At 70.2% G+C, this 11,817-nt stretch carries 11 protein-coding genes; 8 read left to right on the top strand and 3 right to left on the bottom strand.

The window, feature by feature from the left end:
* Position 1: 1 nt before the first annotated feature.
* From meaB to F9C12_RS19085, 3 genes are all read left to right on the top strand, one after another.
* On the top strand, positions 2 to 994 hold the full coding sequence (meaB, locus tag F9C12_RS19095) for a methylmalonyl Co-A mutase-associated GTPase MeaB (protein ID WP_409466778.1): 993 nt from the start codon (positions 2 to 4) through the stop codon (positions 992 to 994).
* A 175-nt stretch (positions 995 to 1,169) separates the two neighbouring features.
* Complete coding sequence (locus F9C12_RS19090) at positions 1,170 to 1,484, top strand: hypothetical protein (protein ID WP_409183309.1); 315 nt, start codon at positions 1,170 to 1,172, stop codon at positions 1,482 to 1,484.
* 190 nt (positions 1,485 to 1,674) lie between these two features.
* Complete coding sequence (locus F9C12_RS19085; protein ID WP_409183308.1) at positions 1,675 to 2,961, top strand: amidohydrolase; 1,287 nt, start codon at positions 1,675 to 1,677, stop codon at positions 2,959 to 2,961.
* 588 nt (positions 2,962 to 3,549) lie between these two features.
* Here the strand turns inward: F9C12_RS19085 and F9C12_RS19080 are convergent.
* Positions 3,550 to 4,002 carry a gamma-glutamylcyclotransferase gene (locus F9C12_RS19080; protein WP_183124553.1) on the bottom strand — a complete coding sequence of 151 codons (453 nt, stop codon included), beginning with the start codon at positions 4,000 to 4,002 and terminating at the stop codon, positions 3,550 to 3,552.
* 132 nt (positions 4,003 to 4,134) lie between these two features.
* Here F9C12_RS19080 and F9C12_RS19075 point away from each other — a divergent pair, with 132 nt between their 5' ends.
* From F9C12_RS19075 to F9C12_RS19055, 5 genes are all read left to right on the top strand, one after another.
* Positions 4,135 to 5,538, top strand: a complete 1,404-nt coding sequence (locus tag F9C12_RS19075; protein ID WP_009072684.1) for an NAD(P)H-quinone dehydrogenase — start codon at positions 4,135 to 4,137, stop codon at positions 5,536 to 5,538.
* 78 nt (positions 5,539 to 5,616) lie between these two features.
* Positions 5,617 to 6,069 (top strand): hypothetical protein, encoded by a 453-nt coding sequence (locus F9C12_RS19070; RefSeq protein ID WP_409466777.1) that lies wholly within the window; start codon positions 5,617 to 5,619, stop codon positions 6,067 to 6,069.
* Positions 6,070 to 6,267: 198 nt separating this feature from the next.
* A complete protein-coding gene (locus tag F9C12_RS19065) occupies positions 6,268 to 6,903 on the top strand; it encodes a hypothetical protein (RefSeq protein ID WP_409466776.1) in 636 nt (211 codons plus the stop codon).
* A 79-nt stretch (positions 6,904 to 6,982) separates the two neighbouring features.
* On the top strand, positions 6,983 to 7,564 hold the full coding sequence (locus F9C12_RS19060) for a class F sortase (RefSeq protein ID WP_409466775.1): 582 nt from the start codon (positions 6,983 to 6,985) through the stop codon (positions 7,562 to 7,564).
* A 70-nt stretch (positions 7,565 to 7,634) separates the two neighbouring features.
* Positions 7,635 to 8,432: a VOC family protein gene (locus F9C12_RS19055; RefSeq protein WP_409466774.1), complete on the top strand. Its 798-nt coding sequence runs from the start codon at positions 7,635 to 7,637 to the stop codon at positions 8,430 to 8,432.
* Between the two features lie 1,083 nt (positions 8,433 to 9,515).
* On the opposite strand, the gene glpK is transcribed toward F9C12_RS19055, so the two are convergent.
* On the bottom strand, positions 9,516 to 11,024 hold the full coding sequence (gene glpK / locus F9C12_RS19050) for a glycerol kinase GlpK (protein ID WP_409466773.1): 1,509 nt from the start codon (positions 11,022 to 11,024) through the stop codon (positions 9,516 to 9,518).
* A 22-nt stretch (positions 11,025 to 11,046) separates the two neighbouring features.
* On the bottom strand, positions 11,047 to 11,796 hold the full coding sequence (locus F9C12_RS19045) for an MIP/aquaporin family protein (protein ID WP_182894669.1): 750 nt from the start codon (positions 11,794 to 11,796) through the stop codon (positions 11,047 to 11,049).
* Between the last annotated feature and the right edge of the window lie 21 nt (positions 11,797 to 11,817).

The following is an 11,817-nucleotide window of genomic DNA, read 5'->3' as shown; positions in this document are numbered from 1 at the left end:
CTTGCCGCGGCGGATCGACGTCGGCGAATACGCCAAGGGCGTGCTCGCGGGCGACCGGGGGACCCTGTCCAAGGCCATCACGCTGGTCGAATCGCACCGCGAGGACCACCGGCGGCAAGCCCAGGAGCTGCTGGTCGAGCTGCTCCCGCACGCAGGCGGGGCGCAGCGCGTCGGCATCACCGGCGTACCCGGAGTCGGCAAGTCGACATTTATCGACCAGCTCGGCACCGACCTCACCACCGCCGGGCACCGGGTCGCGGTGCTCGCCGTCGACCCCTCCTCGACCCGCACCGGCGGTTCGATCCTCGGCGACAAGACCCGGATGGCACGGCTGGCGGTCGACCCGAAGGCGTTCATCCGGCCGTCGCCGACGTCCGGCACGCTCGGCGGCGTCGCCCGCGCCACCCGCGAGACGATCGTGCTGATGGAGGCGGCCGGCTTCGACGTCGTGCTGGTGGAGACGGTCGGGGTCGGGCAGTCCGAGGTGACCGTGGCGAACATGGTCGACTGTTTTCTCTTCCTGACCCTGGCGCGCACCGGCGACCAGTTGCAGGGCATCAAAAAGGGCGTGCTGGAACTCGCCGACGTCATCGCCGTCAACAAGGCCGACGGACCGCACGAACGCGACGCCAAGCGCGCCGCGCGCGAGCTGCAGGGCGCGCTGCGGATGATCTACGGCAAGGACGCGCTCTGGACGCCGCCGGTGCTCACGTGCAGCGGGCTCGAAGGCAGCGGCCTCGACGAGGTGTGGGCGGCGATCGGGAAGCACCGCGAGGTGCTCACCGAATCGGGTGATCTTGGCGAACGGCGCAAACGGCAGCAGGTCGACTGGACGTGGTCGATGGTCCGCGAGCAGCTGCTCGACCGGCTCACCGCGCATCCGGCGGTCCGCGCGCAGGTCTCCGACGTGGAACGAGCGGTGCGCGACGGGGAACTCACCGCCACGCTGGCCGCGCAGCGGATTCTGGCCGCGTTCGCCGAACCCTCTTCTTGAACGTTGTCCAAGAAGAGAAAACGCTCTGCGCACAAGTGGCTTTTGACCGTCTTAGGGGCTGGTTGCGCCCGACGGTCGTCGGCACGGGGCGAGCGGACCCGGCTCCACCGCGTGGCGGCTGACGCGTCCGCGTTCCGACGGGCACAATGCACGGGGACGGCGTAGAAGGGAAGTCATGGCGAAGGTGCGGGGACTGCTGCTGGCCGGTCTGCTCGGCGTGCTGCTCACCGGGACGCTGCCGGCGGCGGCGGCCGCGGCGACCTCGGCTCCGGCCTCGGTCACCGTGGCGGCTGAGACGGCGATCACGCAGGTGAACGCGCTTCGCCAGGCCCCGCCGGGACCGGTGCTCGACCCGTCGCAGACCGACAAGGCCAACGCCGACAAGACGAAGAAGAACCTCATCGCCGGCGGCGCCGCGGTGGTGCTGCTCGCCATCGTGTTCTTCGGCCGCCGCCACCGCATCAAGCGGCGCAAGGCCCAGGGCGGCTGAGCTTTCCGGCGTTCACCCACGCCGAACTTCGTCAGCCGTTCGCCGCAGATCTTCTACCGGCCGTCTTGGTCGGAGCGCACCGCACCGCCGCTTGCCACCTGCATGGTGCACGATCGACTGCGATGCGTAAGACAGATCGATTGGCACGTTGCGTGTTCCCCTGCGCTCGTGTTGCGGGAGGAGGTGCGGCGTGACGGTGCTGGATTCACGGCCGGACGTTCCAGGCGACCACAACCCGATCGCGGCGCCCGGCGCGCTGGTGACCGACGCCGGCGTCAGCATGGCTCCGGTGGAAGACCTTGGCGCGGGCCGCGGCCCGTTCTGGCTGGACGACTGGCTGCGCGCGAACGCGACGGACGTGCTCGCGTGGCGGCGGCACATCCATGCCCACCCCGAGCTGTCGCGCGACGAGTTCGCGACGACCGAGCTGATCGTCTCGTTGCTGCGTCGCGTCGGGCTGAAGCCGTGGGTGCTGCCCGGCGGCACCGGCGTGGTGTGCGACATCGGCAAGGGCGAGCGCTGCGTCGCGCTGCGCGCGGACATCGACGCGCTGCCGCTGACCGAGGACACCGGCCTGCCGTATTCCTCCACCACCGAGGGCGCGGCGCACATGTGCGGCCACGACGCGCACACGGCGATCCTGCTGGGCGCCGGCCGCGCTCTGGCCGGCGCGCCCGAGCTGCCCGGCCGCGTGCGGCTGATCTTCCAGCCCGCCGAGGAGGTCATGCCCGGCGGCGCGCTGGACATGATCGCCGCGGGAGCGCTGGAGGGCGTCGAGCGGATCTACGGCCTGCACTGCGACCCCCGGCTCGAAGCGGGCAAGGTGGGCACCCGGGTCGGCGCGCTGACGTCCGCCGCCGACCTCATCGAACTGCGCCTCACCTCGCCCGGCGGGCACACCTCGCGGCCGCATCTGACCGCGGACCTGGTGTACGCGCTCGGCACGGTCATCACGTCGCTGCCGTCGGTGCTGTCCCGGCGCGTCGACCCGCGGTCCGGCACGGTGCTGGTGTGGGGCGCGGTGCACGCCGGGCAGGCCGCGAACGCGGTGCCCCAGGACGGCGTCCTGCGCGGCACGCTGCGGACCGCCGACCACGAGGTGTGGAAGGCGCTGGAGCCGCTCGTCGCGTCGTCGGTGGAATCGCTGCTGGCCCCGACCGGCGTCGGCTTCTCGCTCGACTACCGGCGCGGCGTGCCGCCCGTCGTTTCCGACGCGGAGTCGACCGCGCTGATGCGCGCGGGCGTCGAGGCGGCGGTCGGCGAAGCGGGGCTGGCCGGGACGGAACAGTCGTCCGGCGGCGAGGACTTCGGCTGGTACCTGGAGCACGTCAGCGGGGCCTTCGCCCGGCTCGGCGTGTGGTCCGGCCCGCCCGCACCGCAGGCCGACATCCACCGCCCGACGTTCGTCCTCGACGAGCGCGCGCTGCTCGTCGGAGTGCGCACTTTGGTGCACACCGCGCTGGCTTCGCTGGCCTGAGTTATCCACAGGGGCCGCGCCAATGTGGATAACTTGGGCGGGTGAGAGGTACCCCTCGTCCGGGGGTGTCAGCGGGGAGTTACGCGGCGTGGTCTAGACCGCCGGTGCTCCGCTGCGGTGCGCTTACCGAGAGTCAATTCGGACTTCCGTGCTGCCCGGGCGGGACGGTGGTCCGTTGGCTCCCGAAGGTGGAGTTCGTGTTGCGCGGCAACGGCTTTGGCGAAATCCGGGGCCGTTCGCGACCCGTCGTTGACCTGATTTCTGCCGTCGTCTTCGGTGACGCACCGCGATTTTTCCTGCGCACTGAGGTGCCGGATGCCCGTGTGGGTGAGCCTCTGCCGTGTGGTATTGGACGGCTGTCCGGCGGGCCGGGGAATCGTCCGGAGACGCAGAGTTATCCACAGGGAGGCACCGTTGGGGACAACTTTCGGCCCTCTGCTAGGCGGGTGTGGATGACTCCGGAAACGAGCGTTCCAGGCAGCCCGCGGCGAGGTCGGGACGGCGGGGTTGCTTCGTCTCTCGAACGGCTGAACGCCGGACGCAAACGGTCCGTGAAGGTTCCCCTCACGGACCGTCAAGCGGAAGGCGTCAGCCGCTGATCCCGGTGCACGGCCGGGTGCGCAGATCGTCCACGTAATCCGCCGGGGCCCCGGCCGCCTCCGCGGCGTCCGCCAGCACCCCGAGATACCGCGCCGAGGGCAGGCCGCCCTCGTAGGCGTCCAGGACGTACAGCCAGGCCAGCACCGAGCCGTCCATCGTCTGGACCCGCAGCCGGATCTTCGTGTGCATCCCCAGCTCGCCGCCTTCCCAGCGGTCGAGGCGTTCCTCGTCGAGCGCGGTCACGTCGTACAGCACCACGAACACCCGCGACGACGGGTCCTCGACGATGGTGGCCAGCGCGCCTTCCCACCCGATGTCCTCGCCGCCGAAGGTCAGCCGCCAGCCTTCCAGCCAGCCGGTGCCTGCCATGGGCGAGTGCGGGGCGCGCTCCAGCATCTGGGCGGGCTCCATGTTGGATCCGTAAGCGGCATACAACGGCACGCGGCACAGCCTAGCGACCTCTGTTCTCCCCGATCGGATGCACATGCCGTGTCCGGGCACTTCGCTTGCCGGTCAGGCTCGCCGCGTAGGGTCGAGGCCACCGCCAAGCACGTGTGACAGAGGAGGACCCAGGTGACCAGGATCGTGATCATGGGTGGCGGCCCGGCGGGCTACGAAGCCGCCTTGGTCGCGGCGCAGCACGGCGCCGACGTGACGATCGTCGAGCGGGACGGCCTGGGCGGTGCCTGTGTCCTCTACGACTGCGTGCCCTCGAAGACGTTCATCGCCTCGTCCGGCGCGCTCGCGAAGATGCACGACCTCGGCGAGCTCGGCATCAACACCGACCTCGCGGACACCACCGTCGACCTGCCGACCGTGCACGGCCGGGTGAAAGGCCTCGCGCTCGCGCAGTCGGCCGACATCCGCGCCCGCGTGCAGCGCGAGGGCGTTCGCGTGATCACCGCCGAGGCCCGGTTCGCCGACGACGAGCCCGGCCTGGCCACCCACACGGTGGAAGTCACGCACTCCGACGGAAAAGTCGAATCGCTGTCCGCGGACGTCGTGCTGATCGCCACCGGGGCCACCCCACGCGTGCTGCCCGGCGCGGTGCCGGACGGCGAGCGGATCCTGGACTGGCGGCAGCTGTACGACCTCACCGAGCTGCCCGAGCACCTCGCGGTGATCGGCTCGGGCGTCACCGGCGCCGAGTTCGCCTCCGCGTACACCGAGATGGGCGTGAAGGTCACCGTCGTGTCCAGCCGGGACCGCGTGCTGCCGCACGAGGACGCCGACGCCGCCGCGGTGCTCGAAGAGGTCTTCACCCAGCGCGGCACCACGGTGGCCAAGCAGGCCCGGGCGGAACGCGTCGAGCGCACCGAGAAAGGCGTCGAAGTTCACCTGGCCGACGGTCGCGTGATCGAGGCAAGCCACGCGCTGATGACCGTCGGGTCCATCCCGAACACCGCCGACATCGGCCTCGACCGCGTCGGCATCGAGCCCGGGCCTGGCGGCTTCATCGCGGTGGACCGGGTGTCGCGCACGAGCGTGCCCGGCGTCTACGCGGCGGGCGACTGCACCGGCGTGCTGATGCTCGCGTCCGTGGCGAGCATGCAGGGCCGCATCGCGATGTGGCACGCGCTGGGCGAGGGCGTCGCGCCGATCAAGCTCAAGACCGTCGCGGCGAACGTCTTCACCCACCCGGAAATCGCGACCGTCGGCATCAGCCAGCAGGCGATCGACTCCGGCGAGGTGCCGGCGCGCACGATCATGCTGCCGCTGGCCACCAACGCGCGCGCGAAGATGGAAGGCCTGCGCCGCGGTTTCGTGAAGCTCTTCTGCCGCCCCGCCACCGGCGTGGTGGTCGGCGGCGTGGTGGTCGCGCCGTCGGCGAGCGAGCTGATCCTGCCGATCGCGCTGGCCGTGCAGAACCAGCTGACGGTGGATCACCTGGCGCTGACGTTCTCGGTGTACCCGTCGCTGTCCGGGTCGATCACCGAAGCGGGCCGTCAGCTCATGCGGCACGACGATCTGGACTGATTTCCCGCGTCCGGGCAACCCCGCGCCGCAGCTCGCGTCTTGCGGGGTGACCAGGTGCGGCACGGGGAAGGGACGAGGGTGCGCAAGAGCGCGATTTTCGCGGTGGCGGCGGCGATCGGACTGGCCGGGACAGCGGTTCCGGCGGTGGCGGCGGACGGTCCGGCTCCGGATCCGGTGACCGTGCAGCTGAACCGGGACACCGCGGTGCTGCACGGCCACGTGAACGCCTACCAGCGCGGCTCCGAGCCGAACCAGGCGTTCGCCTACTGCCCGGGGGCGAACGCGGGCACGGCGGAGTTCAGCTCGCCCGTGCTGAAGTTCTCCCAGTACTTCTACGGCGAGATGGTCGGGGTGAAGGCCACGATGAGCGCGCACGCGGACCTGGTGCCCGGCACCGGACCCGGCAGCTATCCGCTCACCCTCACGTGCGCCGGGAAGCAGTACAGCGCGACGTTCACCGTGCCCGCCGCGCAGGTGTCGCGCGTGCCCAAGGGCGCGGCGAAAGCGGGCGACGGGAGCCTCGCCGGCTAATCGTCCATGCTTGCCGAAAACCGCCGGAAAATTGTTTCCGGCGGTTTTTTCGTTCCCGGGGCAACCCCGCGGCGGGCGGAGACGTCTTGGTGGTTGTCGGAACGAAAACGCCCGGGCCGCAGGGGGAACTGCCGGCCGGGCGCGGATTCGCCGCTGTTTTCCTGCGGGGTGAATCGTATTTTCAGCAAGGGGAGTGTCATGAAGCGTACCGTTGTTTTCTCTGCCCTCGTCGCCGCCGGAATGCTTTCGGCCGCACCGGCTTTCGCCGCGGAGGCGCCGACCACGCCGCCCACGACGAGCACCGCCACCACGCCGCCCTCGTCCCCCACCGAGGAACCGCCGGACGGCGACGCCGGCGTGCCCAAGGCGTTCATCCGGGTGCTGCCGTCGTCCGGCCACGCCGGGGACCGCGTCACGGTGCGCGTCGGCTGCGAGGCCTCGGAGATCAAGAACCTGAAGTCGGCGGCGCTGCAGTTCGGCAAGCTGCACCCGGCCGGTCCGCAGAACGACCCGGCCAAGGCCCCGATTTCGCAGGGCACCGCGACCGTCCGCAGCGGGGTGAAGCCCGGGACGTACCAGGTTTCGTTCTCGTGCGGCAGCGCCGACGTCACCACGAAGTTCACCGTGCTGGGCGCGAAGCCCTCCCCCAAGCCGACCGCTCCCGCGCCGAAGCAGGTCAGCAAGGTCCCGTCCGGCGCGCCGCAGGCCGGCGGCACGGACGGCCCGGTCGCGGACGACCAGTCGAACCTCGGCCTGCCGATCGCGGCCGGCGCGATGGGCGTGCTCGCCCTCGGCGGCACCGGACTGGTGGCGGCGCGTCGCCGGCGTGGCTGACTAGTCTCCAGGGCCTGGCTGCTTTTCTCGGTTTCTCGCTTTCTCGCGGCCAGGCCTGGGGCGGATCGGGGGAATGACGATGAGGAAGACACTCGCCGCGGCGTCCGTCGCGCTCGCCGCGCTGCTGACCGGATGCTCGGTCGGGTCGACGACCGCGGCGCCCGCCTCCAGCGCTCCGTCCGTTTCGGCGGCCGGCATGCCGAAATCGGAGCCGGTTTCGCTGGACATCCCGCGCATCGACGCGCATTCCAGCCTGGTGCCGCTGGGTCTCAATCCCGACAATACGGTGCAAGTACCGCCGGTCAGCACGCCGCTGCAGGCCGGGTGGTACGAAAACGGCCCGACGCCCGGCGAGGTCGGCCCCGCGGTCGTGCTCGGACACGTGGACGGAAACAAGCACAAAGGGATCTTCTACCGGCTCAAGGAAATGAAGCCGGGAGACGACGTCGACATCGCCCGCCGCGATGGCACCACCGCGCACTTCGAGGTGACCAAAGTGGACCAGGTGCCCAAGGACGTCTTCCCGACCGACGCGGTCTACGGGGACACTTCGGACCCGCAACTGCGCTTGATCACCTGCGGCGGCGCGTTCGACCGGGCCGAGCACAGCTATGTGGACAACATCATCGTGTACGCCCACCTGGTCAACGGCGGGCGCTGAAAAGCCGCCCCGGTTTTTGTCGGTCCCCGGTGCGACACTGTGGCGGTTGGCACAATTCCGGGAGGCACCCATGATCACCAGGACAGAACCGTGGCCCGCGGGCACCCCGTGCTGGGGCGACTTGATGGTGCCGGACCGCGACAAGGCGGTCGCGTTCTACGAGTCGCTGCTCGGCTGGACAGTCGAATCCGGCGGCCCGGAGACCGGGTTTTACGGAATGGCGCAGATCGGCGGCAAGCCGGTGGCGGGAATCGGCCAGCTCCCGCCGGAGCAGGCAGGCATGCCGCCGACGTGGACGACGTACCTGTCAGTGTCCGATGTGGACAAGACAGTGACCGCGATCGCGGAGGCGGGCGGACAGGTGGTAGCCCCGCCGATGGACGTCCTGACCGAGGGCCGGATGGCCATCGCGACCGACCCGACCGGCGCGACGTTCGGCCTCTGGCAGCCGGGCCGGCATTCCGGAACGCAGGTCACGCTGACGCCCGGGGCCCCGGCGTGGAACGAATGCATGACCCGCGATTTCGCCGCGGCGAAGCAGTTCTACGGGGATGTGTTCGGGTACGGCTTCGGCGACATGTCGGGGCCAGGTTTCACGTACGCGACTCTGGACGTCGACGGCCGCCCGGTCGGCGGCCTTGGCGAGCTGTCCTCGGACAGCCCCGCGCAACCCGGGTGGGTGACCTACTTCTGGACCGCGGACGCGGACAAGTCGGCGTCGCGAATCACCGAACTGGGCGGGACCGTGGTGAGCCCGCCGGTGGACACGCCACACGGCCGAATGGTGGTCGCGACGGACGACCAGGGGGCGGGCTTCTCGCTGATGGCCCCCAACGCCCAGTCCGGCACTCAGGACGGGTGGGGGTGAGGGGGGCTGATGTGGTCCTGGTGGGTGATGGCTGGGGTGAGTTGGCTGGGCGGTGATACGGAGGGCTGAGTTTGGGGTGGTTTGCGCCGCGCCGGGTTGTGCCGGTTGGTGTGGTGGGCGTGCCGAGTTGTGTTGATTGGTGCGCTGGGCGGACTGTGCCGGGTGCGTGCCGATTGGTGCCGTGGGCCGAGCGGGCCTAGCTGGGTTGTGCAGGTTGTCCTGCTGGGCGGAGCGGGCCAAGCGGGGCCGTGCAGGTTGTCCTGCTGGGCGGAGCGGGCCAAGCGGGGCCGTGCAGGTTGGTGTGCTGGCGGGCGAAGCCGGGTTGTGCTGATTGGTGTGCTGGGCAGGGCGGGGCCAAGCCGGGTTGTGCCGATTGGCGTGAGGGCGGAGCGGGCCTAGCTGGGCTGTGCAGGTTGGCGTGCTGGCCAGAGCGGGCCAAGCCGGGGCACGCCGGTTAGCGCGGGCGGTCCGCGCGAGGTCGTGCTAATCGGTCCGCAGGTGGCGTCGGGCTGTGCCGGTCGGCGTGCTGGGCGGGATGGTCCGCGCCTGGTCATGCTGGCTCGCGTGCTGGGCGAGGCAGGCTGTGCTGGAACGTCCTGATTGGTGCGCGGGCGGCTCGAGCCGGGCCGCGTCGATTGGGTTGCTGGGCGGTCGGGCCAGGCTGCGTCGATTGGTGCTCTAGGTGGGCCGTGCAGGTTGGCGCGCCGGGCGAGGCGAGCCGTTCTGCTTGGCGCGCGGGGCTGGGCCGTGCCGGGCCGGGCAGATTGGTGGGCCGGGCCGATTGGTGTGCTGGGTAGCGCAGGCCGAGCTGGGGCCGTGGCGATCGGCCCCCCCGGGGACCAAGCCGCTACCTGCCAACCCGAACCGTCGCCGGAGCGAGCCATGCGCAGCCATTCGCGCCGGAAGCAGCGGCGAGGTCGGCGCATCCCGCCGAGCGCCGAGTCAGCGCGCCCCAACGCGCGGGCCGCAAACGCCCGTGAGGGGAACCCCGAAGGAATCAGCTCCCCCGAAGTTCCCCTCACCACCCCTCAACCAAGCCGCAAGCCCTAGCCCAGCCAACTCAGGCAGGCATCCCCGGAAGGATCAGTCCTCCACCCAGTCGAAGGTCTTCGTGACAGCCTTCTTCCAGTTCCGGTATTCCTTCTCCCTCCGGGACTCGTCCATCGACGGGTCCCACTGCTTGTCCTTCGCCCAGTTGGTCCGGATGTCGTCCTCCGACTCCCAGAATCCCACCGCCAGCCCGGCCGCGTACGCCGCTCCCAGTGCGGTCGTTTCGTTCACCACCGGGCGGATCACCGGCACGCCCAGGATGTCCGCCTGGAACTGCATCAGCAGCTCGTTCACGACCATCCCGCCGTCGACCTTCAGCGACTTCAGCGGGACGCCCGAGTCGGCGTTCATCGCGTCGATCACCTCTCGCGACTGGAACGCCGTGGCCTCCAGCACCGCCCGCGAGAGGTGGCCCTTGTTCACGAACCGGGTCAGGCCGACGATCGCGCCGCGGGCGTCCGAGCGCCAGTACGGGGCGAACAGGCCCGAGAACGCCGGGACGAAGTACGCGCCGCCGTTGTCGTCGACCGTCCGGGCGAATTCCTCGATCTGCGCCGCCGACGAAATCAACCCCAGGTTGTCCCGCAGCCACTGCACCAGCGAACCGGTGACCGCGACCGAACCCTCCAGTGCGTAGACCGTGTCGTTCGAGCCGATCTTGTAGCAGACCGTCGTCAGCAGGCCGTTCTCCGACAGGACCTTCTCCGTACCGGTGTTCAGCAGCACGAAGTTGCCGGTGCCGTAAGTGTTCTTGGCCTCGCCCGGCGAGAGGCACGCCTGGCCGAACGTCGCCGCCTGCTGGTCGCCGAGGATGCCCGCGATCGGCACCTCGGCCAGCGCTCCGCGCGGGCGGACCTTGCCGTACACCTCCGACGACGACCGGATCTCCGGCAGCATCGACAGGGGAATCCCCATCTCCGCCGCGATGTCCTCATCCCACTTCAGGGTGTCGAGGTCCATCAGCAAAGTGCGCGACGCGTTCGTCGGGTCCGTCACGTGCACGCCGCCGTCGGTGCCGCCGGTCATGTTCCACAGCACCCAGGTGTCCATGTTGCCGAACACCAGATCGCCCGCCTCGGCCCTGGCCCGCGCGCCCTCGACGTTGTCGAGGATCCACTTGATCTTCGGGCCGGAGAAATACGTCGCGAGCGGCAGGCCGGTCTTGGAGCGATAGCGCTCCTGGCCCCCGCCGAGCGCTCCGAGCTCGGCGGCGATCTTGTCGGTGCGCGTGTCCTGCCAGACAATCGCGTTGTACACCGGCTTTCCGGTCTTGCGGTCCCACACCAGCGCCGTTTCGCGCTGGTTGGTGATGCCCACCGCGGCGATGTCGGTCGGCCGCAGGTCGGCCTTGGCGAGCGCGCCCGCCGCGACCGCGCGGGTGTTTTCCCAGATCTCCTCGGCGTTGTGCTCGACCCAGCCCGCCTGCGGGAAGATCTGCTCGTGCTCGCGCTGGTCGACCGCGACGACGCGGCCGGAGTGGTCGAAGATCATGCAACGCGTCGACGTGGTGCCCTGGTCGATCGCGGCGACGTACGAAGTCATGGATTCCCTCCGGAAAGCTGGGTCAGGTCAGGTTGTGCACGGCCAGGTACACCAGCGCCGCCAGCGCGGCGCCGACGAGCGGCCCGAGGACCGGCACCCACGAGTAGTTCCAGTCCGGGTCGCGCTTGCCCTTGATCGGCAGCAGGAACGCGTACGCGATGCGCGGGCCGAGGTCGCGGGCCGGGTTGATGGCGTAGCCGGTCGGCCCGCCGAGGGAGATGCCGATCACCAGCACGACGAACGACACCCCGGCGTAGCCGAGCGCGGTGTTGCCGAACGTCGGCGTCCCGTCCGCGGCGGTCTTGAACGCCGGCGTCAGCAGGATCCAGCCGACCAGCACGAAGGTGCCGATGATCTCGGTCACCAGGTTCCACGCCTTGTTCCGGATCTGCGGGGCGGTGGAGAAAATGCCGAGCGTCTCTTCCGGATTCGGGTGGTCGTCGAACTGCAGTTTGTAGGTCAGCCAGCACAGCACGGCGCCGAGAATCGCGCCGAGCATTTCCCCGATCAGATAGAATGGCACGTCCGCCCACGAAACCTTGCCCGAAATGGCCAGGCCGAGCGTGACCGCGGGGTTCAGGTGCGCGCCGGTCGGCGCGGCGAGGCTCGCCCCGGCGAACACGCCGAAAGCCCACCCGAACGTGATGAACAGGGTTCCGGCCTGGAAGCCGTTGTTCTTGCGCAGCACCACGTTGGCGACCACGCCGTTGCCCAGCAACAGGAGCACTGCCGTGCCCAGCAGCTCCCAGACGATGATCGCACCCGGACTCAGACTTGGACTCACGCTTTCCGC

It is taken from the genome of Amycolatopsis sp. GA6-003 (assembly GCF_046267895.1).
Lineage (GTDB): Bacteria > Actinomycetota > Actinomycetes > Mycobacteriales > Pseudonocardiaceae > Amycolatopsis.
The sequence above is the reverse complement of the archived record's forward strand: the minus strand, read 5'-3'. Positions and strand labels throughout refer to the sequence as shown.